21 protein-coding genes are annotated in these 23,576 nt (G+C 41.5%); 16 read left to right on the top strand and 5 right to left on the bottom strand.

The genetic code is table 11. From position 1 onward, the window contains the following. The first annotated feature begins 2 nt into the window (after window positions 1-2). From IGI54_RS06335 to nifJ, 14 genes are all read left to right on the top strand, one after another. On the top strand, window positions 3-1,112 hold the full coding sequence (locus tag IGI54_RS06335; RefSeq protein WP_430620205.1) for a CAP-associated domain-containing protein: 1,110 nt from the start codon (window positions 3-5) through the stop codon (window positions 1,110-1,112). Window position 1,113: 1 nt separating this feature from the next. After that, entirely contained in the window at window positions 1,114-1,539 is a 426-nt protein-coding gene (locus tag IGI54_RS06330) for a YlbF family regulator (protein ID WP_430620204.1), read from the top strand. Then, entirely contained in the window at window positions 1,526-1,873 is a 348-nt protein-coding gene (locus IGI54_RS06325; RefSeq protein WP_174784454.1) for a YlbG family protein, read from the top strand. The genes IGI54_RS06330 and IGI54_RS06325 overlap by 14 nt, the downstream gene beginning before the upstream one ends. Before the next feature lie 97 nt (window positions 1,874-1,970). Beyond that, window positions 1,971-2,528, top strand: a complete 558-nt coding sequence (gene rsmD / locus IGI54_RS06320; protein ID WP_071861426.1) for a 16S rRNA (guanine(966)-N(2))-methyltransferase RsmD — start codon at window positions 1,971-1,973, stop codon at window positions 2,526-2,528. Further along, entirely contained in the window at window positions 2,528-3,019 is a 492-nt protein-coding gene (gene coaD / locus IGI54_RS06315) for a pantetheine-phosphate adenylyltransferase (RefSeq protein ID WP_216429117.1), read from the top strand. Before rsmD ends, coaD begins: the two co-directional genes overlap by 1 nt. Further along, entirely contained in the window at window positions 3,019-4,062 is a 1,044-nt protein-coding gene (locus IGI54_RS06310; RefSeq protein ID WP_430620203.1) for a SepM family pheromone-processing serine protease, read from the top strand. Before coaD ends, IGI54_RS06310 begins: the two co-directional genes overlap by 1 nt. Window positions 4,063-4,138: 76 nt before the next feature. Further along, a complete protein-coding gene (locus IGI54_RS06305; protein ID WP_430620202.1) occupies window positions 4,139-4,753 on the top strand; it encodes a helix-hairpin-helix domain-containing protein in 615 nt (204 codons plus the stop codon). Window positions 4,754-4,781: 28 nt separating this feature from the next. Next, entirely contained in the window at window positions 4,782-5,273 is a 492-nt protein-coding gene (locus tag IGI54_RS06300; RefSeq protein WP_071861422.1) for a ComE operon protein 2, read from the top strand. A gap of 17 nt (window positions 5,274-5,290) precedes the next feature. Continuing rightward, entirely contained in the window at window positions 5,291-7,498 is a 2,208-nt protein-coding gene (locus IGI54_RS06295; protein ID WP_430620201.1) for a DNA internalization-related competence protein ComEC/Rec2, read from the top strand. Window positions 7,499-7,636: 138 nt separating this feature from the next. Next, window positions 7,637-8,665: a DNA polymerase III subunit delta gene (gene holA, locus IGI54_RS06290; protein ID WP_216429121.1), complete on the top strand. Its 1,029-nt coding sequence runs from the start codon at window positions 7,637-7,639 to the stop codon at window positions 8,663-8,665. Between the two features lie 320 nt (window positions 8,666-8,985). Continuing rightward, window positions 8,986-9,435 carry a flavodoxin gene (locus IGI54_RS06285; protein ID WP_430620200.1) on the top strand — a complete coding sequence of 150 codons (450 nt, stop codon included), beginning with the start codon at window positions 8,986-8,988 and terminating at the stop codon, window positions 9,433-9,435. Between the two features lie 27 nt (window positions 9,436-9,462). After that, on the top strand, window positions 9,463-10,299 hold the full coding sequence (locus IGI54_RS06280) for a sulfide/dihydroorotate dehydrogenase-like FAD/NAD-binding protein (RefSeq protein ID WP_430620199.1): 837 nt from the start codon (window positions 9,463-9,465) through the stop codon (window positions 10,297-10,299). After that, the gene (gene gltA, locus IGI54_RS06275) at window positions 10,292-11,701 is read left to right on the top strand and encodes an NADPH-dependent glutamate synthase (protein WP_430620198.1); all 1,410 of its coding nucleotides are present in this window, start codon (window positions 10,292-10,294) and stop codon (window positions 11,699-11,701) included. Before IGI54_RS06280 ends, gltA begins: the two co-directional genes overlap by 8 nt. Window positions 11,702-11,712: 11 nt before the next feature. Then, window positions 11,713-15,243, top strand: a complete 3,531-nt coding sequence (gene nifJ, locus IGI54_RS06270) for a pyruvate:ferredoxin (flavodoxin) oxidoreductase (RefSeq protein WP_430620197.1) — start codon at window positions 11,713-11,715, stop codon at window positions 15,241-15,243. Between the two features lie 269 nt (window positions 15,244-15,512). Here nifJ and rpsT read toward each other — a convergent pair whose 3' ends face one another. From rpsT to IGI54_RS06245, 5 genes are all read right to left on the bottom strand, one after another. Further along, entirely contained in the window at window positions 15,513-15,767 is a 255-nt protein-coding gene (gene rpsT / locus IGI54_RS06265; protein ID WP_010744899.1) for a 30S ribosomal protein S20, read from the bottom strand. Window positions 15,768-15,923: 156 nt separating this feature from the next. After that, window positions 15,924-17,810 carry a heavy metal translocating P-type ATPase gene (locus tag IGI54_RS06260; RefSeq protein ID WP_430620196.1) on the bottom strand — a complete coding sequence of 629 codons (1,887 nt, stop codon included), beginning with the start codon at window positions 17,808-17,810 and terminating at the stop codon, window positions 15,924-15,926. A 242-nt stretch (window positions 17,811-18,052) separates the two neighbouring features. Continuing rightward, complete coding sequence (locus IGI54_RS06255) at window positions 18,053-18,886, bottom strand: undecaprenyl-diphosphate phosphatase (protein WP_430620195.1); 834 nt, start codon at window positions 18,884-18,886, stop codon at window positions 18,053-18,055. A 319-nt stretch (window positions 18,887-19,205) separates the two neighbouring features. Beyond that, window positions 19,206-19,910: a histidine phosphatase family protein gene (locus tag IGI54_RS06250; RefSeq protein ID WP_071861413.1), complete on the bottom strand. Its 705-nt coding sequence runs from the start codon at window positions 19,908-19,910 to the stop codon at window positions 19,206-19,208. A 23-nt stretch (window positions 19,911-19,933) separates the two neighbouring features. Further along, the gene (locus IGI54_RS06245) at window positions 19,934-20,560 is read right to left on the bottom strand and encodes an MBL fold metallo-hydrolase (protein WP_430620194.1); all 627 of its coding nucleotides are present in this window, start codon (window positions 20,558-20,560) and stop codon (window positions 19,934-19,936) included. A gap of 202 nt (window positions 20,561-20,762) precedes the next feature. Here IGI54_RS06245 and IGI54_RS06240 point away from each other — a divergent pair, with 202 nt between their 5' ends. Continuing rightward, a complete protein-coding gene (locus tag IGI54_RS06240; RefSeq protein WP_430620193.1) occupies window positions 20,763-21,134 on the top strand; it encodes a phage holin family protein in 372 nt (123 codons plus the stop codon). Window positions 21,135-21,225: 91 nt separating this feature from the next. Beyond that, window positions 21,226-23,568, top strand: a complete 2,343-nt coding sequence (locus tag IGI54_RS06235; RefSeq protein ID WP_430620192.1) for an ATP-dependent DNA helicase — start codon at window positions 21,226-21,228, stop codon at window positions 23,566-23,568. The last annotated feature ends 8 nt before the right edge of the window (window positions 23,569-23,576 follow it).

Genomic DNA, 23,576 nt, shown 5'->3' with positions numbered 1-23,576 from the left:
GTGTGAAGAGAGTGATTGGTTTTCTAAGTATTTTGATAATTGTATTGATTGGTTATTACTTACAGCCAGTACTCTTTCCGCCAGCACCGGAAACTAAAAAAGTCGAGCAAAATCAGCGAACAGTTCGTCACAAAGCGTTGAAGCATCAGACGATCGAAACCGAGGGCTATGCTGAATACATTAAGCAGCCGGTTGGGAAATTTGAAGCAACATTTGGACAACCGACTAAAATAGAAGACAGCGGCTTCTTCTTTCAAACGCGTTATTATTCTTTGGATCAAGGAATGCTTGAGGTCAATGTCGAAGCGGGAAACGTCAGTACGATTAAAGTAATGTCGCAAAAAGGTGAACTCGAACCCTTTAAATTTGGCATGACCAATCGGCAATTGTCGGAACAAATCAATCTCTCAGCTGATTTTGCTTTGGATTACGATGAAGAACCCGTAGTAATCGAGCTGAGTGAAAATGATATGCGTTACCGACCGTTAATCGCATTTAAGAATGATACCTTCGCGATCCTCTTTTTTAATGGAGATAGTGACAAACTGATTGGTGCAGCCTATTTAGACATTGAAAACCTGTTACGCTTAATGCCCTATCAGATCAACAGTGGCAATCCATTGGCAAATCGGATTCAAGAGAGCAATCTAGATTGGAACGTGCTGAATCAGCAAAAGCAGACACGCTTAATCGAATCGATCAATCAGTACCGCACGTTGCATAAGCTGCCAGTCTTCCAGGCAAACAACACCGCAATGACTGCTAGTAAAGACCTGTTAAAAACTTTTTTAACGAGTCCGAAGAAAGTTCTAAGTCAAGAACGGATGGAAGAGTGGGAGACTGATCAAAGCGCTCATTTAAGTAATTTATCTTTTGAACTAGCTCCAGCCGAACTGAAAAAGCTGGCAAAAGCTGAGGAAACTGACTATATCTCCGGCTTGTTTTATTCGCCAACGGTTGATCCTCTTTTTAGCTTGTTTAATTGGATTAGTCGAGATCGCTTAAACGAGCTGTACGATGATCCCGATGCTAATAGCTTAGGCGTTGCATTTAATCAAGAGAGTGTGCTAGTCTTGATACAGGAACCAGAGAAAACAAAGGATAGTGAGTAACTTGATTATTAATGATGCGTTTTTTCAATTAGAAGATCAGAATCAACGATTGATTCAATGTATAGTGACAAGTCAAAGCTATAAAAATTATTTGCAGACAAAGCGAGCAATGGATGCTTGCCAGGATGTAGTAAAGTTGAAAAAGGCCTTTCAGCGGGAAAAAGAAAAGTTTGAGCAAATCGCGGCATACGGCGAATACGCACCAGATTATCGTCAGCAACAGCGAAAAGTTCGGCTAAGTAAGCGAGCATTGGATCTAAATGAAAAAGTCGCAAGCTATCGACTGGCGGAAACTGATTTTCAACAGTTATTAGACGAGATTGGGCAACGATTAGCCCAGACGATTTCTTTAGAGATCAAGGTGGATGCAGGAAATCCTTTTTTTGAAACAGAGAATCGCAGTTGTAAGGGGAATTGTCATGGATAATACTGAATTTGTGATGCAAAAACGACGTGGAATCATTGTTTGGGTGTATTCACTTAAACAATTAAAAAACTTGAAACGCTTTGGCTTGATCCATTTCGTTTCACGTAAAATGAAGTATGTCGTTTTGTATGTGAATGAAGAATTGGTGGAAGAAACGGAAGAAAAGCTGCAAGGACTGCATTTTGTACGCCAAGTCGAACGTTCGTACCGACCAGATATCGAAATGAATTTCGCCGATCGAATCGGAACAAAGGCCGCTTATCAAGTGAAAGATGACGATGAGTTAGATGTCGTAGAAGCCAATACAAAGATTCGATTAGCAGAAACAGTCTAAGTAAGGTGAAAAATGTCTGATTTGTTCAAACATTTTTCATCTTTTTCTTTGATAATAGAGAGAACAAATTTTTAATGCAGAAAGAGGCAGGTAAGTCATGCGAGTGGTTGCAGGTGAATTCGGCGGTCGTAAATTGAAAACTTTAGCGGGAAACAATACGCGGCCAACGACAGATAAAGTGAAAGGGGCAATCTTTAATATGATTGGGCCCTATTTTGATGGCGGGGTCGCGCTAGATCTTTTTTCTGGCAGTGGATCATTGGGAATCGAAGCTGTTTCACGAGGCATGGATCAAGCAGTGCTGGTGGAAAAAAATTTCCGTGCGATGGAGATTATCCGGGAAAATGTCGCCATGACTAAAACAGCGGAGGCTTTTCAATTAATGAAAATGCCAGCCAATCAAGCTATCCAACAATTAGCGGCTGGCGGGCTGAAATTTGATTTGGTATTGTTAGACCCGCCCTATGCTAAGCAAGAGATCGTCAAGCAGATTGAGCTGTTGATCGAGCACCAGTTGCTGAGTGAGAGTGTAACGGTCGTTTGCGAGACGGATAAAGAAGTTGTGCTGCCTGAGGCCATCGGTCAGCTGAAGGAACGCAAGCGGCAAGATTATGGGATTACTGCGGTAACGATTTATGATTGGGAGGTAGAGTAATGACGGAGAAGCGAATTGCCCTTTTTCCCGGCAGTTTTGATCCCTTGACGATGGGGCACTTAGATACAATCGAACGGGGCGCGAAATTATTTGATGAGTTGATCATCGGGGTTTTCGTGAATACGAGTAAGAAAAGTTATTTCACCCCAGAGGAAAAGCTGGCGGTAGTAAAGGAATCCGTTCAGCATCTTCACAATGTCCGTGTGCTTGCCCAGGAAAGTGAACTGACGGTCAATGCGGCGGAAAAATTGGGTGCCAAGTTTTTGTTACGGGGCATCCGTAGTATCAAAGATTATGAATACGAAAAAGAAATCGCCTTAATGAATCAGCATCTTGATTCGTCCTTAGAATCGGTCTTTTTGTTGGCGAATCCTAAATACAGTCACATTAGTTCGTCGATTCTTAAAGAAGTTTGGACCTTTAATGGGGATATCAAAGAATACTTGCCTGAAGCAGTTTATCGGGTGTTGGAAGAGAAGCGTGATCAATAGTGAAAAACAATAAATTAGTCAAACGTCTAGTAGCAATATTTTTAGCATTGGTAGTAATTGCCTGCGTAATCGTGCCGATTCCTTATTATATCGAGGAGCCGGGAGACACGATCAATTTGAAGGAATTGATTACTGTCAACGGCAAAGAAGATGAACATAAAGGCTCCTTCAGCCTGACTTCGGTGGGAATTCGCCGAGCAACGGTCTTTACGGCCTTGAAGTCAAAAGTTGAACCCTTCCATGAAATTATTTCGGCAGATGATTTAACCGGCGGGGCCAGTGACGCAGAATATATGCAGATCCAGAAATTCAATATGGAGACTTCACAAAATTTTGCCATCGAACAAGCGTTGAAACTGGCAAATAAACCTTATGAAATGACCTATAAAGGTGTTTATGTGTTAGGCGTTGAAAAAAATTCTAATTTCGCAGATAAAATTAGTGTTGGCGATACCGTTACTAAAGCAGATGGAAAAACCTTTACTAGCAGCGAAGATTTCATGAAATATGTGAAATCGCAAAAGGTTGGACAAGAAATGAAAGTAACCTATGTCCATGACGGTAAAACCAAGGAAGCTACAGAAAAATTGATCAAGCTGCCGACGGATAAGAAGCCTGGTATTGGGATCACCTTGACGGATCATACCGAGATCGACTCACAGGACAAGGTCAAAGTTGACGCTGGCAATATTGGCGGTCCATCTGCTGGGTTAATGTTCACGTTGGAAATCTATGAACAATTGACTGGAAAAGATCTACGTCATGGCGAGAAAATCGCTGGAACTGGTACGATCAGCCCAGATGGAGAAGTTGGACGAATCGGCGGGATCGATAAAAAAGTTGCCAGTGCAGCAGCCAGCGACAATAAAATTTTCTTTGCTCCTAACGACGAAATCACGAAAGAAATGGAAAAAGTGCAGCCAGGCATCAAATCAAATTACGAAGAAGCCAAGGCAGCGGCTAAGAAGCTAGATACCGACATGAAGATTGTGCCTGTTAAAACAGTGCAAGATGCTTTGGATTATTTAGCGAAAATGAAATAACCTTTTTTACGAAAGAGTGCCAGACTAAAACAGTCTGACACTTTTTTTTGCGTACTTTGATAAAAAGGAGGTCATCATGAAGCACTACTTAAAAAAGTATCCTTATTTACTTGGCTTACCTGTCATTATTATTGGATTATTTATGGGGTTCTTTTTGTTACGGACACCAGCTGAGGAAACGACTGCTCCGGAATTGTTTTCCACCTCAGAAAGCACGTTCCAAGAAACGACCAACACTACTGAACAAGAATGGTATGTGGATGTCAAAGGAGCGGTCAAAAAAGCTGGAATGTATCGGATCACTCAAGGGATGCGCTTGATGGATGCAATCGATTTAGCCGGTGGATTCACCTCGGAGGCCGATCAGAATCAAGTGAATTTCTCAAAATTATTAACCGATCAAGAAATTATTTACGTGCCGAAAGCCGGTGAAGCTATTCCGGCGATTGATGAAGTATCTCAAGGAAAAAGCAATACAACGACGGGCTCAGGAACAGCAGAAAAAATCAATATCAATACAGCAGATCTGACTGAATTGCAGCAGCTAAAAGGAATCGGTGAGAAGAAGGCAACCGACATTATCAAATACCGCGAAGAAAATGGCAGTTTTCGCGCGGTAGAAGATTTAACAAAGGTCTCAGGAATTGGCGAAAAGACGCTTGAAAATTTGAAAGACTCGATTACAATATAAGGAAAGATAAAAAGAGAGGGCGAACAATTTGACGAACGAAAGAATCCCTTGGGATCAGTATTTTATGGCGCAAGCCGTTTTATTGTCATTGAGAAGTACTTGTACACGACTGGAAGTAGGAGCGACGATCGTACGAGATAAACGAATCATCGCGGGTGGCTATAATGGTTCGGTCAGCGGCGATGTCCATTGTATGGACGAAGGATGTTATGTGGTTGATGGTCACTGTCTGCGGACAATTCACGCTGAGATGAACGCTCTTTTACAATGTGCGAAGTTAGGTATTCCGACGGATCAAGCAGAAGTTTATGTGACTCATTTTCCGTGCTTGGCTTGTACTAAAGCCTTATTGCAAGCCGGCATCAAAAAGATTCATTATTTAAAGGACTATCGTAATGATCCTTACGCGATCGAATTGATTGATCAAGTCGGAGCTAGTGCTCATCAAGTCCATTTGGAAAGTAAGTATTTTACGAAATTACAATTAGGAGAAGATGCTGCCACATCTCCTAAAAAATAAAACAGCTGAAAAACTATTTGATCCTACCGATCCTAGCTGCGATTATAACAGCCAGTTTTGTCTACCAATTTAATGGTTGGCTGCTGGTGCTATTGAGTCTTTTGATCATTCGAATCTGCTGCATGAAAAACCGCAAGCTGTTGCTTTTGGTTTTATTGTGCAGTTTTTTTGTAGTGGTCCGAACCTATTTTTATGTCGCGGCCTTGGAGGCACCACAAGAAAAACTCGTTCAACAAGTCATGCAAGTTGAAGCAGACTCACTAACGATTGACGGAAATTTCTTGACATTGAAAGGAAAATTGAGCGGGAAAACCTATTTGGTTTATTATACGCTGACTTCAGAAGCTGAAAAAGAACAGTGGCAAGGACCTAAAATCGTGGATCAGGTTCTAGTTAGTGGCGAAACGCAAAATTTTGAACCGGCACGAAATTTGAACGGCTTCAATCAGCGACACTATTATCAAAGTTTAGGGATCAGCCAACTGTTATTAGCGGATTCGATTAGTCTAAGAAAACAAACGGGTTTTCATTTAAAGAATCTTCGTCAACATTTAATCATAGCAATTGACTCCAAATACCCACCTCGTCTAGCCAGCTATATAAAAGCGTTAGTGATTGGCTACAAAGATTCAGAATTCGATGAATATGGCTCACTTTATCGGGAAATCGGACTGTTGCATTTATTTACGCTATCCGGGTTACATATTCAGTTTTATTTAGGCGGTATTCATCTTGTGTTGAAGCGACTGGGTTTGATTCGAGAGACCCGACTTGTGCTTTTAAGTATCAGCGGTGGGCTATTGATCCTTTTGACAGGTGGAAGCTTTAGCACGATCAGAGCAGTGATGAGTTTCCTGATTGCTTTTTGCTGTCTAACGTTACAGTTAGCGCTTTCTAAACTGGATCAATGGAGTATTATGCTGTTGGGATTGGTATTTTGCTTTCCATTAGCTTTGTGGTCGATAGGCGCACAATTGAGCCTTTACTTTGCGCTAATTCTACTTTATCTAACAGATCTTAAACTGAAAGCTTGGCAGCACAGTCTGCTTTTTTCGCTGTGTTCCTTGCCATTATTGATATATAGCTTCAGTGAATGGACGATTGTGGGCGGTTTGTTTACTTTATTATTATTCCCGCTTTTTGAGTGGGTGATCCTACCTTGCTGCGTGGTGCTATTTATTGGTAGTTTTATTCCGCTGCCGAGCTTTTTGAGTCAGTTGGTAGCATTCTTATTTCAACTAGTCGAAAAAGTGCTAGAGCTGCTCTTGATCCCTAATTTGACCATCGGAAAACCAACTTTTCTGCTATTATTAGTGTTAATAGGATTGGTTTTAATCAGTTTTGATCGAGTAAAGGCCGGCAAGAAACTCTATGGGCTATTGTTAGTTGCCAGTCTATTGGTGGTTTCCATTGCTCACTCGGAAAAAGGGCTGGTGGCTTTTGTGGATGTCGGTCAAGGAGACAGCATATTCATCAAACTGCCCTTCAAACAAGAAACATTTTTGATCGACACAGGAGGTCGTCTGACGTTTCAACAAGCGGCATGGCAGAGGCGAAAGCAAAAACATAGTTCTGACTATCAGCTGCTACCCTTGTTGAAATCATTAGGCTGTGACCAGGTTGATCACTTGATCATTACTCATAATGATGCGGATCATATGGGTGAATTAAGGCATGTCCTTGATGAAATAAAAATAAAAAATCTCTATTTAGCCAGGGGCTCACAAATGGAATTACGTGCACTTTTAACAAAAGTCAAACAAGCCAAGATTCATTTAGTCACTCGTGGGGATATTATCGGCGAACAGTTGAAATTACACGTGCTATCACCAACGGTTAGTCAAGGAGCGAATGACGATTCCATAGTCACTTATTTTCAAGTCAATCAGCAAAAATTTTTATTGACTGGAGATTTAGAAACGACGGGAGAACAAAAATTACTAGAACATTATCCCCGTTTGAAAACTGATTTTTTGAAGGTTGGGCATCACGGTAGCAATACGTCGACAAGTCTAGCTTTTCTATCCGCATTAGCGCCGGAATACGGCATTATTTCCGCTGGGAAAAAGAACCGCTACGGTCATCCGACTGCGGAAACAATCAGTAAATTAAGAGAGCAGAACATCAAAATTTTTCGCACCAATCAAAACGGCATGATCTATTACCAATGGTCAGGAATAACTAAGCGCGGGGAAATTAAACAACTAATAGATTTTCCGGAATAATCGTGGTAGCATGGAAAAGCAGGTTTTAGATCACATGATTCATTCAAATTTTTTAAAGAGAACTTTTGAAAATCGAATCACTGAGTATATGAAAACGATTAAAAATAGATTTTTTTAACTTTAGATAGGAGTACTTAAATGAATACACAAGAGGCCCTCCAGCAAATCAGAAATGCACCGCTAGCTCCGGTATACTTGGTTACTGGTACCGAAGATTTTCTGACACAGGAAGTCCGGCAAGCTTTTTTTGATCGCATGAAGCAGGATAATCTAGAAGAATTAAATTTTATGTCCTTTGATATGGAAGAGAGTGGGCTAGGAGCGGTGATTGATGAGGCTGAAACATTGCCGTTTTTTGGTGACTACCGCTTGATCTTCGTGGAGAATCCTTATTTTTTAACTGGCGAAAAGAAAACCAATACGCCAGAACAGGATACGGATGCGTTGTTGGATTATCTAAAACAACCCTTAGAGACGTCAGTTGTGGTCTTTTGGGCCAGTTATAGCAAGCTAGATGCTCGTAAAAAGATTACTAAAGCTTTGAAAAAGACGACGGTGATCGATGCGGCGCCTTTACAAGAAAAAGAGCTGCGTAACTTTTTACAGCGGTATATCAGTAATGAAAATATCAAAATTTCAAGGGAAGCCTTCGATCTATTTTTGCGTTTGACAGATTATGATCTATCAAAGGCGATGAACGAGGTAGAAAAATTATTGCTCTTAGCCGGTGCTGGTGGAACGATAACCTTACAATTAGTAGAGGACCTCGTCCCGAAAACGTTGGAGCATAATATTTTTGAATTAACCGAGCAGATTTTAAAAGGAGATACTGCTAAAGCGTATCAAACCTACGAAGAACTACATCTTCAAGGGGAAGAAACAATCAAATTGACCGCCATTCTAATTGGGCAGATTCGTCTGCTGCTACAAACCAAAATTTTACAAAAGATTGGTTATCAGCAAGCCAACATCGCGGAAACATTAGGGATTCATCCGTATCGGGTAAAGCTGGCGATGCAGCAGGTAGCCAAATTTCCATTAAATCTATTAGTCTCGATGTATGATGATTTGGTAGAAAATGATTACGAAGTCAAAACCGGTCAAGCAGATAAAGAATTAAATTTTCAATTATTTATTCTAAAATCCACCGAGCAAATCAAAAAATAATTCATTAATTAAAACTAGTAGGGACACAGGGGAAAAATTCCGGTCTTTGCTAGTTTTTTGCGCTAGTAAAAAAACTTTAATCGAATAAAAGATATATTTTTCTGAATTAAAAAAATTGAAATTAAAAAGCCTTATCTATGTTTAATAATTCACATTTTTGAGGTATGATATAACAAAGGAGCACAAAAAATAAAGCGCTTTTTTGTAGAATATTTCATTTGAAATAAGCAGAATAGATAAAGAATTTTTGAGCTACCTGACCATTATTTGTCTATTTTGTCTTTATTTATACCATTTCAATTAAAGGAAGGATGAAGAAAATGACACTAGCAAAAATTGTTTACGCATCAAACACAGGAAATACTGAGGGCATTTCTGAGATTTTGGAGGATGCTTTTGAAGCCAACGATATTACCGTAGAGCGAGTAGAAGCGGATGATGCTGATGCTGATTTTTACGAAGATGCGGATATCTGTGTATTGGCGACGTATACAGCTGGCGATGGGGAATTGCCTTTTGATTTAGAAGATTTACATGAAGAATTACCCGATGAAGATTTAGCTGGCAAAGTCTACGGCGTTGTAGGTAGCGGTGATAGTGAATTATATCCGGATTACTTCTGTCACGCTGCGGTTGCTTTTGAAGAAGCCTTCGCTAAAACAGGTGCGACAAAAGCAGCTGAAACAGTGAAGATCGAAAATGAAGCGGATGATGATGACGAAGAAGTCTTGAAAGCTTTCGTTAAAACGTTGATCGAAGCTGCAAAATAAGTTCTTACGAAAAAATGAGGTGAAGATTTGTTTAAGGTATTAGAGCGAAAAGAATTGGCACCTACGGAATTTGAGATTCTAGTCGATGCACCCAGGATCGCCAAGAAGGCAAAGGCTGGACAATTTGTCATTCTACGAATCGATGAGTACGGCGAACGGATTCCATTAACAGTCGTTGATACGGATGCAGAAGCTGGCTGGGTTCGGCTGATCTTTCAAGTGATCGGCAAATCGACTGCACAGCTTGCCACCGTCATGGCAGGCGAAGCATTAAGCGACATTGTCGGCCCTCTGGGTAAGGCGACCGACATCGAAAATTATGGGACGGTTCTCTTGGTTGGTGGAGGTGTTGGCATCGCCGCGCTATTCCCAATCGTTAAGGCGCTGAAAGAGGCGGATAACCGCGTTGTGACCGTCTTGGGAGCGAAAAATGCGGAATTACTGATCTTGCAAGAAGATTGTGCTAAATATTCAGACGAATTAATCTTAATGACCGACGACGGGTCAGTTGGGCAAAAAGGATTAGTGACGGACGCGATGGAGACAGTTTTCAAGCGAGAAGAAGTCGCAATGACTTGGGCGATCGGCCCTAGTATTATGATGAAGTTCTGTACACTTACCGCACAAAAATATGATACGCCGATCTATGTTTCTTTGAATCCAATTATGATTGACGGCACCGGTATGTGCGGCGGCTGCCGAGTAACAGTAGCGGATTCGATTAAGTTTGCTTGTGTGGATGGACCTGAATTTTTAGGCGAAGAAGTTGACTGGGATGAATTTGTCAATCGGATGCAGCAATATCGACCTGAAGAACAGCTCTCTAATGAAAGATATGAAAAGCAGGTGAACGCCAATGGCTAAACGCAGTTATACCAAGACACCGATGAAAGAGCAGGCACCTGAGATTCGCAATCATAACTTTAATGAAGTGGCGTTGGGTTACACGCTGGAAGAAGGACAGCTGGAAGCAAGTCGCTGTTTGCAATGTAAAAATGCGCCCTGTATTGATAATTGTCCTGTCATGATCGATATCCCAGGCTTTATCCAAGCAATCGCAGACGGTGATATGCCTCAAGCCTATGAAGTGCTAAGTCGTTATACCAACTTGCCAGCGATTTGTGGACGGGTTTGTCCGCAAGAAAAGCAGTGCGAGATGGTTTGCCGATTAGGCCGCTCTAAGAAGTTTGAACCAGTAGCAATCGGGAAATTGGAACGCTTGGTAGCGGATTGGGCTTTAGATCAGCCTTATGAAGTGCAAGAAGTTGCGCAAGATAAAGGTCGGGTCGCAGTAATTGGTTCAGGTCCGTCTGGACTAACTACCGCTGGTGATTTGGCTAAATTAGGCTATGATGTGACGATTTACGAAGCTTTGCATTCACCAGGGGGTGTTTTGACTTACGGGATTCCAGAATTCCGCTTGCCAAAAAATATCGTCAAAAAAGAAATCGATCGAATTATCGCTCAAGGAGTCAAATTAGAAACAAATGTAGTCGTTGGTAGAACTATCACTATGGATGAAATTATCGATGAATTTGACGCCTGCTACCTCTCTGTTGGAGCAGGGGCGCCAAGATTTCAAGGAATCAAAGGAACCTCATTGAATGGGGTCTATTCTTCTAGCGAATATTTGACGCGGGTCAACTTGATGCATGGCTATCAATTTCCTGAATACGATACGCCGGTCCAAAAGTCAAAAAATGTCGTGGTTATCGGTGGCGGGAACGTTGCGATGGATGCAGCTAGATCCGCCAAACGATTAGGGGCGGACAATGTTTCGATCGTTTATCGCCGCTCATTAGAGGAATTGCCAGCCCGTGAGGAAGAATACCATCATTCAGTAGAAGAAGGGATCAATTATCATTGGTTGAGTAACCCGATCGAGTATATGGATGACGGCAATGGTCGTTTGACTGCGGTGAAATGTGTGCAAATGGAATTAGGCGAACCCGATGAATCTGGACGTCGCCGGCCGATCGTGATTCCCGGTAGTGAATTTATTATTGAAGCAGATACCGCGATCGAAGCAATCGGTCAAGGTGCGAACAAAGTTTTATTAGATACTTTCCCAGAGTTAGCTTTGAACAAATGGGGCTATATCGACGCAGATGAAGAAACTTGTGGGACATCGATCCCAGGCGTTTTTGCAGGCGGAGATATCGTTACCGGAGCGGCGACAGTCATCTTAGCAATGGGGGCCGGTAAAATAGCAGCAAACGAAATCGATCAATATATTCAAAAAACAAAGCAGGAGCAATTGGTTTAAGCGAGGTGCAAATGATGAAAACGATGAAAACGATGGATGGAAATACCGCGGCAGCTCATATTTCTTACGCCTTCACCGAGGTTGCCGGAATCTATCCCATCACTCCTAGTTCAACGATGGCGGAAGTTGTCGATGAATGGGCAGAGCAAGGACGTAAAAATATTTTCAACGAAACGGTCAAAGTCGTCGAGATGCAGTCAGAAGCTGGGGCCGCCGGAACCGTGCACGGATCATTAAAAACAGGTGTCTTAACAACCACGTATACCGCTTCACAGGGATTATTATTGATGATTCCGAATATGTTTAAGATTGCAGGCGAATTATTACCGACGGTCTTTCATGTTGCTGCGCGCGCGGTCTCTACCAACGCGTTGAGTATTTTTGGCGATCATAGTGACGTAATGGCTGCTCGTCAAACAGGATTTTGTATGTTGGCTGAAGGTGGCGTTCAAGAAGTCATGGATCTATCCGCCGTGGCTCACTTAGCGAGTATCGAAGGCAAGTTACCCTTTATGAATTTCTTTGATGGCTTTAGAACTAGTCATGAGTTGCAAAAAATTGAAGTACTTGATTATGAAGATTTGAAGGCGATGGTGAACTGGGAAGCCCTAGCAGAATTCAGACGATTAGGGATGAATCCGAATCGTCCGAATGTTTCTGGGACGGCACAAAACCCTGATATCCATTTTCAACAAAGAGAAACAGTTAATCGTTACTACGATGAAATGCCTGCGATCGTTCAAAAATACATGAATAAGATCAATGATCTGCGAGGCACTGATTATGATTTGACAAATTATTATGGGGATCCGGAAGCAACGGAAGTCATCGTCGCGATGGGTTCAGCATCGCCAACGATCCAGCAAACGGTCGATTATTTAAATGCGAATGGCCGCAAAGTTGGTTTTATTGACATTCATTTGTATCGTCCATTCCCGGCAGAAAACCTATTGGCTAAGTTGCCAACAACCGTTGAGAAAGTCGCTGTCTTAGACCGGACCAAAGAACCTGGATCAGACGGTGAACCACTATTATTAGATGTGCAAAGTGTCTTATATCGTCATTCCAATCGCCCAATCGTGATCGGTGGGCGTTACGGAATCGCTTCAAAAGATGTGACACCAGATCAAATCGTAGGAGTCTTTGATCATTTATTATTACCGATCAATGAGATGAAGCAACGCTTTACGATTGGGATCAATGATGATGTCACGCACTTGTCCCTACCAATGAATGATGTCCTTGATTTAACACCAGAATCAACCTTCCAAGCGAAATTTTGGGGACTTGGATCTGATGGAACGGTGGGAGCCAATAAACAAGCCATCAAGATCATCGGGAACAACACCGATTATTATGCTCAAGCCTATTTCTCTTACGATTCCAAAAAATCGGGTGGATTGACAAATTCTCATTTACGTTTTGGGAAAGAACCGATTCTTTCGACTTATAACGTGGAGGCGGCGGATTTTGTCGGCTGTCATAACAGTGCCTATATCCATCAATATGATTTGGTGAAGGGTCTGAAAGATGGCGGCACTTTCTTACTGAATACCGTTTGGGATGAAGAGAAGGTCCGGCAATTATTGCCAAGTCGGATCAAACGCTATTTAGCAGAGCATCAGATTAATTTCTATATTATTAACGCGATGGAAATCGCTCAAAAGACCGGTTTAGGCGGACGAATCAATCAAGTTATGTCAACAGCTTTCTTTGAGTTGACCGATATCATGGACCACGATACCTATCTGCCGTTACTTAAGGGTGAAGTTGATGCTGCTTATGGTAAAAAGTCGCGAACTATCGTGGAACGAAACTGGCAAGCGATTGATTTAACTGTTGCCGAGTTGAAAAAAATCGAGATCCCAGCGGAATGGGCCACGCTTGAAGTCAAGGAGCAGATCAAAGAAACGGATATGAGCAAGCCAGCCTATATCCGTAATATTTTAGAACCAATCAATCGTCAAGAAGGCAATCAGCTTTCAGTTAACGACTTGATTGAAAACGGCATGTTAGGCGGTCTAATGCCTTCTGGCACGGCGGCATATGAGAAGCGAGGAATCGCTTTAGAAGTGCCTGAATGGATTCCTGAGGCCTGTACGATGTGTAATGAATGTGCCTTTGTTTGTCCCCATGCGGCGATTCGTCCATTCTTAGCGGATGACGAAGAGTTGGAAGCTGCACCAGCAGGCTTTATTACCCGCGATATGAAGGGCAAAAGCGGCCTGAAATATCGTATTCAAGTTTCTTTAGAAGATTGTACCGGATGCGGGCTTTGTGCCGAAGTGTGTCCAGCTAAAGAAAAAGCGTTAGTCATGAAGTCTTACGAGGATCAAAAAGAGCAGGCGATCAACTGGGCTTTTGCCATGACGTTACGTCAAAAAGAAAATCCAGCGAAGAAATTCTCAGTCTTAGGGTCACAGTTTGAGCAACCGTTGCTTGAATTTTCCGGTGCTTGTGCGGGTTGTGGTGAAACACCCTATGTTAAGCTTTTAACCCAGCTTTATGGCGATCGCATGATGATTGCGAATACGACTGGTTGTTCTTCTATTTGGGGTGGCTCGTCTCCAGCTGCACCCTATACCGTCAATCAAAATGGCTGTGGTCCCGCTTGGAGTAACTCACTCTTTGAGGACAACGCTGAATATGGTTTAGGGATGCACGTGGCGAATATGACCAAACGAAATCGAGTAGCCAATAAAGTCAAAACAGTCTTGGCCAAAGGAGTAGGGTCTGAGGACACCAAGGCTCAATTACAAGATTGGTTAGACCATATGCAAGAAGGCGAAGGCAGTCAACAACGAGCGGCTAAGCTGAAAGCAACGTTAAGTGGTGAAACGAATGAAGAGCTGCAGTCGATTTTAGCGGACAAGGATATGTTCGTAAAACCGAGCCAATGGATCATCGGTGGTGACGGTTGGGCATATGACATCGGCTTTAGTGGAATTGATCACGTATTGGCTTCTGGTGAGGATGTTAATATTTTAGTCATGGACAATGAGGTTTATGCCAACACGGGTGGACAGATGTCTAAAGCAACTCCTTCTGCTGCAATCGCAAAATTTGCGGCGGGCGGGAAGAAGACGAAGAAAAAAGATTTAGGCATGATTGCGATGACCTATCGTGATGTTTATGTAGCACAGGTAGCGATTGAGGCAAATCCGACCCAGGCATTGAAGGCGATTCAAGAAGCTGAAGCTTACCCAGGACCATCCATCATTATCGGTTACACGCCTTGTATCAATCATGGTCTTCGCGGCGGCATGAGTAAATCAATCAAAGAGTCTAAAGAAGCCGTAGAATCTGGCTATTGGCAGCTTTATCGTTTTGATCCAATTCGGGCTCAAAAAGGCAAAGAGCCAATGCGGATCGACTTTAAAAAAGCTGATTTTAGTAAGATGAATGACTTCCTTGAAGGGCAAACTCGCTTCTCTGCTTTGCATAATATCAAGAAGAACGATGAAGTCGTTGAAGAAATGCTGAATCAAACAGTAGAAGATATGGAAGAACGCTCTAAAAATTATAGCGAGTTAACAAAATAAGCAGTAAAGCCGCCGAATTTTAGTTAATAAAATTCGGCGGCTTTTTTAAGTATAAAGAAAGTATAAAATTTCCGCATGAATAAATTGCTTTACAGCAGGTACATCCATGTCCGGCTTCACGAACTAGCTTTATCGGCAATAAGCAAAACTATGTCTAAATTTGAGAAGCAATTTAGACATAGTTTGGTCTTATTGCTCAAAAGCTGAGCGAGTTCGCGAAAGCCTTTCTTAAGTATAAATAAAAAAACCGATCAAATGATCGGTTTTTATTATTTTGCTAATTTTTTAGCAAGACGTGCTTTATCACGGTTTGCTTTGTTTTTGTGGATCAAACCTTTTGATTCAGCCATATCGATAGCTTTAGCAGCTTCTTTATATAAATCGTTCATATTTTCAGCACCTGCAGCAGCAGCTTCTTCAAATTTCTTAACGGTTGTACGCATTGCGCTCATTTGTGATGAGTTTTTAGCGTTAGCAGCTTCGCTAGTGCGGACACGTTTGATTGCAGATTCAATGTTTGGCATGGATTTCACCTCCGGATTTAGTCTTATACGGTTATAGCCGTACAATTCAACATTACTCATTATACATAAAGGAAGTTTCCAATGCAATAAAATCGTGACAAGTTTTTTTCCTTAACAGAAAATTTACAGTTTGATAAAGGCATTCTTGCTAAAAAATTAGCTGGCGGCTTGATAAAGGGGACAGGCTGTGCACTTTTCTGCTTTGTTGTGAGTTAGCTCCTTCAATGGTATCAGCATTCTCAGTCCATTCAAGATGACTAAAATAGTGCTGCCTTCATGTCCGATGACCCCAAGCGGTAAGGTTAGAAATTGCAGGAAGTTGCTGGCAATCAAAAGAAGGATCACGCTGAGTGAAAACAGAATATTTTGTCGTACGATGCGCTTCATTTTTTTTGCCAGTCGATGACTGTACATCAATTTCGTCAAGTCATTCTTCATTAAAACCATATCGGAAACTTCCATCGCCACATCGGTTCCTTCACCCATCGCAATTCCAATACTGGCGGTCGCAAGAGCAGGGGCATCATTGATTCCATCACCTACCATCGCGTTGACTGGATAACTTTCTTGCTGTTGTTTGACTAGCGCCGTCTTATCCGCAGGAAGTAGACCGCTATGAAAAGCATTCAACCCAAGCTGTTGAGCCACAAAGCTGGCAGCTCCGTGATTATCGCCAGTCAGCATCACCGTTTGAACTGCTTGTTTATCAAAGTAGGCGATGATTTCTTTCGTAAAAGGCTTAGGCAGATCCATTAAGCCGATTAAGGCGACTAATTTTTCATCGTGGGTAAGTGCAACGACTGTTTTACCTTCGTTATGCCATTGAGTGATTAAAGGTTGTTGCATTTGTTTTTCCGTAGGCTTTCCTAAGCGCCAATTCTGGTCAAAATAAACTGTTTCTAATCCCATACCGGCTTTTTCTTCCACTTGGAGATCCAAGCTCTTTTCCTTTTCGAAAAACTTGGCAATGGCGATTGCTAATGGATGTGTCGATTGGCGTTCCATCGAATAGAGGATTCTCGGAATGAGAGGATCAGCTGAAAAAATTTTATAATTAGTGACACGCGGCTTCCCTTGCGTTAACGTTCCTGTCTTATCAAAAGAGATTGCCTGCAGATCTGCTAATTTTTCTAGTGTTTTACCCGACTTAAAAAGAATCCCATGCTTCGCGCCATTGGAGATCGCGGCTAATGTTGCAGGCGTCGCAGAGGCGACTAGGGCACAAGGAGAGGCAACGACAAGGAGTACCATTCCGCGATAGAAACTTTCAGTAAAACTCCAGCCAAGTAAGAAATGAGTTGCGAAGATCATCAATGGAACGGCGATTAAAACGATTTTAACGTAACCATTTTCGATTTTTTCGATGAAAGTCGCAGTTGCGCTTTGTTCCTTTTGGGCATTTTCCACTAGCCGTAAAATTTGTGAAAATAGCGTGTCGTTGCTTGTTTTTGTTACTGCTAGAGTAAAAGCTTGTCCAACGTTAATCGTACCGCCAAAAACTTCATCGCCGGGATTTTTTTCGACGGGTACCGCTTCACCGGTGATTGCCGCTTCATCAATCGAAGAAGCTGCTAACATCTCCCCATCGATCGGTACGGCTGTGCCTTTAGGAACGAATACATGATCATGCAGTTTTAATGCCTCAACTGGAACCGTAATGTGTTCGCCGGCGACAACTTTTAATGCTTCTTTTGGCGCCACTTTCATTAGAGCAGTAATCTCTTTCGTGCTTTTGTTAGTCGCATATTCTTCCAAGGCACCGCTGAGACAAAAGATAAAGGTCAGCATTGCTCCTTCAAACCAATTACCAATTAAACAAGCGCCGATCGCTGCTAAGGCCATCAATAAATCGACATTTAAGGTTTTTTCATGGATTAATTCTGAGATTCCTTCAAAAGTCTGTTTCCACCCGCCGCTAATAATGGCTAAAATAAAGACAAGCGGAAAGAAGGGATAGGCAAAGGCCATCAGCACCTTACCACTGATTAAAAAGACTAGGCAAAACAAAGTAGAGAGAAAAGCATTTCGTTCTTTAATATTCATAACTTTTCCTCCTTTCACCCTCATAGTATCATAGTCAATTGTTCAAATGATAATGAAATCGGCTAATTGAGAACGAAAGTAATTATCAATTATACTTGAGAATGACTATCATTAGTATTTGGTAAAAGGAAAGCCAGCCAACTCAAGAAGATGTCGGAATAACAATGGACGAATTACTTTATAATAATTATCAATTGGTTCGAAAAATGGCAAAAAAGAAAAGACCTACAAAAATGCAGGTCTTACATAGCAATCAGCCAGTAGCCGATCAAGATGATGCCGAGAATGATTCGATACCAGCCAAAGGCAGTAAAATCATTTCGTTTAATATAATCCAATAAGAATTTGATAGCGATAATAGAGACGACGAAAGCAGTGACCATACCGACTAATAATACGATGGTCTCAGAAGAGCCAAATGAATTTCCGTGAGAAATAAATTTGAAAATCTTCAAACCACTGGCACCAAACATGACGGGAATACCTAAGAAGAAAGAGAATTCCGTTGCCACAAAACGAGAGCTGCCAATAATAATCGCTCCTAAAATAGTTGCACCAGAACGAGAAGTTCCGGGAATCAATGACAATAATTGAAACGCCCCTACAATCAAGGCCGCTTTGTAAGTGAAGTCGTTTAAGGTGGTGACTTTTGGCTGTTTATGTTTGTTTTGTTTTTCAACAACGATAAACGCAATCCCGTAAACAATCAACATAATTGCCACAGGTAAAAACTTATGGAAATGCGCGTCTAAGAAGTCATCAGCTGGAATACCGATTATAGCTGCCGGAAGACAGGCGATGACGACCTTGAACCATAATGTCCAAGTCTCCTTCTTTTCGGCTGAAGTCTTGCTGGGAGCGAAGGGATTCAGCTTGCTGAAGTATAAAACGACGACCGCCAAAATCGCTCCTAATTGAATCACGACGTTAAACATTTCGGTGAAGGCGGGACTCATGTTCATTTTGATGAATTCGTCGGCTAAGATCAAATGACCGGTAGAAGAAATCGGTAGCCATTCTGTGATCCCTTCGACGATACCAAGAATAATGGCTTTAAAAATATTAGCAATAAGCATACTGTACGTCCTTTCAGGTTAGTAACATAAAATAGTATACCGTTTCGCTAATCAAAAAACCATCGAAAAAAAACTAAGCTTTTTTAAAGAAACCGTGATAGCAGTGTTCATCATCAAGCAACAAGCTACTGCTGGAACGTCATTTATTCAGAAAGAAGAGCGGTGACAAAATTTTTGTCACCGCTCCTATTCAGGTATAAACAGTTTGACAGAAGTAGCTTCTTCGGAAATAAGCCAAAATTTCAAAAAATCTGAGGAGCAATTTCCAGAAAGTTCTTCTTATTCTTGAAGTTGACACTTCTGTCTCAACCTCTTAAGGTTACGCGTCAATTTGATCAGAAATCTTTTTTCCACGTTCCATGTAACTAATATCATTGATTGCACGGATCGAAAACTCGCCATTTTCGTAACGCAGGCGATTGATACTACCATTTAACAGATTTGCCCGAACAGGTTGTTTTGAATCAATCAAGCTTAGTAAGAAAGCAATCGTTAAACCGTGAGAAACGATTAAGACATTTCCGCCACCTTGTTTTTCACGTTGTTGGGCGATATCTTCAAAGCCGTTCCAGACACGGTCCCGTAATTTTTCGTAAGGCTCTGCCCAGTTTGCTGTATCGGCTCCTTCAACTGCATTTGCGATCTCTTCAAAGCTGACATCGGTCGCAAATAAATCATCTTCAGTTTTAAAATTCAACACACGAGGCAGGACACCCCACATTTCTGCATCATAAGCACCTTCTAAAGAACCAAAACACCATTCGCGAATTCTTGGATCGACATGGTAAGGGATATCTTTACCGTCTGGATGTTCCCCTAAGAGAATTCGCATGGTTTCAATCGCCCGTCCGGAATCACTTGAATAGGCTTCTTCAAACTTAGTGTCTTGTAATCCAAGCCCGACGTAGTGGATACCGTCGCGGCCGCTTTGGGTCAGCGGAGTGTCACACCAGCCTTGTACACGCGCCAATGTATTGAACATCGTTTTACCATGTCGTACAATGTAAAGATTTGTTTCTGCCATATTTAAAACCTCCAAAAAGTTGATTAATTAAAAAACGGATTTGTATCTATCTCTTGACCGATCGTCGTTGCCGGACCATGTCCAGGATACGCTGGCAATTCGCGAGGTAAGGTAAAGAGATACGTTTTAACACTATATAGAAGCTGTTGTAGATCTCCGGTATAAAGATCCGTGCGGCCGATACTTCCTTTAAATAAAGCATCTCCCACGACAACAAAATTGTCAAAGATAAAGCTGACACTACCGATAGAATGTCCCGGGGTGGGAACGACTTGGAAGGTCATGCCGCCAATCGTGTATTCTTTCAGCTCAAATTCAAATTCTGCCGGTCGAACAACCAAATCCGGCATATCATCATGTCGGCCTAAGCCTGAAAGATTCAGAATAGGATCACCTAACCATTTTTGTTCCAGCGGGCTGACATAGACCGGAATATCATACAATTTTCGTAATTGTTCTACCGCTCCAATATGGTCATAATGGGTATGGGTTAATAGAATTGCCTGTGGTTTTTTCCCGACACGTTTAATTTCTGCAGCTAAGCGATCTCCTTCAGCGCCTGGATCAACAATTAGTAAATTCTGCTCGTTATGGATCAAGTAACAATTTTCTTGTGCAACCCCCGTAACGAAGCCTTCGATTTGAATCATTATTTCCCTCCTAACTCATTCTCTTTAGAAAATGAGCCTCAATTTCACACCAGCTGGGTCTTCTCGTTTAGAGACCTAGGCTGAATTTCTTCTTTATTATACCTTAAAAGCAAAAAATATGTGGAATCCCTGAACGAATTTGACATTTAGGTAAGCATTGAGCCTTTTTCTTTCGTTAATAATAGTAAAGAGGGAATGTATTATGTCAAATTGGATGAAAATGATTGAAGGAGAGCCAAACGTACTATTTGTTTTAGCGCTGATTTCATTAGCTATGCTGCTGGATTTGATCACCGGATTGATTGCTGCACGCTTAACGAAGCAGCTCTCATCAAAAATAGGGATTAATGGGATTTTACGAAAGATCGCCAGTATTTTGTTACTGCTATTTTTCCTGCCGGTTGCAAGCTTGATCCCAATGAATGCCGGCAACGTCTTGCTTTACGCGTTTTATCTATCGTTTCTATTTATGGAGATTCATTCGATCTTTGAAAACTACGAAAAAATGGGAATTGCAACTGATCTTTTCCGCGACTTTTTGCAACGTTTAATAGATAAGTCGGAAGACGAGTAACACTTGACGCCGTTTAGAAAATCTTCTATGGTTGAACAGCAAAAACTTTTAAATGAGAAAAAATGATAAAAAAGATAGATGAGGTGAAGACGTGACAGTCAAGAAAATAGCCGTTCGTGAATTAGTTGAATTCATTCTACGCAGCGGCAGTATTGATGAAGGGAAAAACAGCAGCCACACACCTCAAGAGGGTGCTAGAATTCATCGCAAGCTGCAGAAAGAAGCTGGATCGAGCTATCAGAAAGAGGTCTGGCTGAAAAAGCCATTAACTATTGCCGGCATCGAGGTTCAAATTGAGGGTCGCGCAGATGGGATCTTTTTGCAAGATGAACTGACCTATGTCGATGAGATAAAAACCTCAGAAACACCTTTTGAAGATTTAGAAGAAGGGATCATTAATCTGTATTTTTATCAAGCAATGGTTTACGCCTATATCTATAGTGAACAAGAAGAATTAAGTGAAATCGGAGCACGTCTAACGTATTTTCAGACGACGGAAGAAAAAATCACGCGACAAGAACGTCGGTTTAGCTTCCAAGAGCTAGCGGACTTTTTTACCGATTTAGTCCAAAGTTATGAAAACTGGCTCGTTTTTCAAATGGATTGGCGGGAAACGAGAAATCAATCACTGAAAGAATTGGTCTTTCCTTTTGAAACCTATCGTGCCGGACAAAGAGAATTGGCTGCCGCCGTTTACAAGACGATTCATGCGCAACAAAAGCTCTTTGTTGAAGCACCAACCGGGACAGGCAAAACGATGTCGACATTGTTTCCCACATTCAAAGCGATGGGAGAAGAACTAGGTGAAAGGATCTTTTATTTGACCGCCAAAACAATCACCCGGCAGGTCGCGGAAGAAACCGTGACTAAAATTACTCAAGAAGCCGCCCGAATCAAAAGTGTAACTTTGACGGCGAAGGATAAGATTTGCTTTTTGACTGAACGAAATTGTACGCCGGAGCATTGTCCTTTTGCAAAGGGGTATTACGACCGCGTGAATGATGGTTTATGGGATATGTTGAATAACGACGATCAATATACTCGTCCAGTGATTGAAGACTATGCGCGCAAGCATGAGCTTTGTCCTTTTGAATTATCATTAGATGTTAGCCGCTTTTGTGATCTTGTCATAGGAGACTATAATTATCTCTTTGATCCAACTGTGTACTTACGCCGCTTTTTTGAAGAAGAGAATAAAAACAACTTGGTATTAGTAGATGAAGCTCATAATTTAGTTAACCGATCCAAAGAAATGTATTCTGCAAGTATCTCAAGAAACAACTTAGCAAACGTTCAAAAGGATTTAAAGAGTTCTTTTAAAAAACTAAATAAAGCCTTTATAAGGGTCGATAACGAATTTGAACTGATTTATCAAGCCCTTGATGGCGAAGCTTACCTCCATCAACAAAGTGCTCCAGAAGGGTTGATTAATAGTCTTTTTAAAGTTCAAGAACTGATTAAAGAATGGTTAGCGGAAAATCCTGAAGACCCTATGCAGCAACGAATGCTGCCAGTTTATTTTGAGATTTTGCGCTTTACACGAATGAGTGAGTTCTATGATGATCATTACGAGACAACGGTGGAATTTAAAAATTATGACTTGATCGTCAAAGAATATTGCATTGATCCTTCATACTTTCTAGAACAGACCATGGATAAAGTCGGCAGTAGTATCCTCTTTTCAGCGAGCTTTTCACCCTTAGATTATTATCAAGAAGTCTTAGGCGGAGGGGAAGAGAGCTTGACCTATCGTTTGCCTAGCCCGTTTCCAACAAAAAATCGATTAGTGGCGGTGGATGCCAGTATTCAAACGACGTATCAGAAGCGAATCCAAAGTATTCCAAAAATTGCTGAAGCTATCGAAACATTAGTCAAAGCCAAAACTGGAAACTATTTAGTCTTTTTACCGTCTTTTCAATTTCTTGATCAAGTCGCAGATTATTTTCATGACCGTTATCCAGAGTACGCGATACAGATCCAAGGCTCGAAATTAAATGAAGCTGAGCGAGAAGAATTTCTAGCTGCTTTTGTAAATCAGCCGAAAAAAACGTTGATTGGCTTCTGTGTGTTAGGCGGGATTTTCTCTGAAGGCATTGATTTAGTCGGTGGAAGGCTGATTGGAACGGTTGTAGTAGGTGTTGGTCTTCCGCAAATCAATCATGAGCAAGAGTTAATCAAAGAGTATTACGATGAAAAAAGAAACGAAGGATTTAGTTATGCTTATCAATTACCAGGGATGAATAAGGTGATACAAGCGGCTGGTCGAGTGATCCGTACAATGAAGGATCAAGGGATCATTTTACTTTTGGATCAGCGCTATACGAATCTCCATTATCAAAAATTATTACCGATTAGTTGGCGTGATCACAAAGTTGTCTATGGTGCAGAAGAATTAGGTAAAACCATCCAAGCCTTTTGGGAAGAAACAGAATAAAAAAGCAG

Origin of the sequence: Enterococcus sp. DIV0800, from assembly GCF_050559735.1 — a bacterium.
Classification (GTDB): domain Bacteria; phylum Bacillota; class Bacilli; order Lactobacillales; family Enterococcaceae; genus Enterococcus_A; species Enterococcus_A devriesei.
The sequence above is the reverse complement of the archived record's forward strand: the minus strand, read 5'-3'. Positions and strand labels throughout refer to the sequence as shown.

Coding starts and splice junctions, on each gene's coding strand:
- rsmD (WP_071861426.1), top strand. CDS start 1,971: ATGCGAGTGGTTGCAGGTGAATTCGGCGGTCGTAAATTGAAAACTTTA.
- coaD (WP_216429117.1), top strand. CDS start 2,528: ATGACGGAGAAGCGAATTGCCCTTTTTCCCGGCAGTTTTGATCCCTTG.
- IGI54_RS06305 (WP_430620202.1), top strand. CDS start 4,139: ATGAAGCACTACTTAAAAAAGTATCCTTATTTACTTGGCTTACCTGTC.
- holA (WP_216429121.1), top strand. CDS start 7,637: ATGAATACACAAGAGGCCCTCCAGCAAATCAGAAATGCACCGCTAGCT.
- IGI54_RS06285 (WP_430620200.1), top strand. CDS start 8,986: ATGACACTAGCAAAAATTGTTTACGCATCAAACACAGGAAATACTGAG.
- gltA (WP_430620198.1), top strand. CDS start 10,292: ATGGCTAAACGCAGTTATACCAAGACACCGATGAAAGAGCAGGCACCT.
- nifJ (WP_430620197.1), top strand. CDS start 11,713: ATGATGAAAACGATGAAAACGATGGATGGAAATACCGCGGCAGCTCAT.
- rpsT (WP_010744899.1), bottom strand. CDS start 15,767: ATGCCAAACATTGAATCTGCAATCAAACGTGTCCGCACTAGCGAAGCT.
- IGI54_RS06260 (WP_430620196.1), bottom strand. CDS start 17,810: ATGAATATTAAAGAACGAAATGCTTTTCTCTCTACTTTGTTTTGCCTA.
- IGI54_RS06255 (WP_430620195.1), bottom strand. CDS start 18,886: ATGCTTATTGCTAATATTTTTAAAGCCATTATTCTTGGTATCGTCGAA.
- IGI54_RS06250 (WP_071861413.1), bottom strand. CDS start 19,910: ATGGCAGAAACAAATCTTTACATTGTACGACATGGTAAAACGATGTTC.
- IGI54_RS06245 (WP_430620194.1), bottom strand. CDS start 20,560: ATGATTCAAATCGAAGGCTTCGTTACGGGGGTTGCACAAGAAAATTGT.
- IGI54_RS06240 (WP_430620193.1), top strand. CDS start 20,763: ATGTCAAATTGGATGAAAATGATTGAAGGAGAGCCAAACGTACTATTT.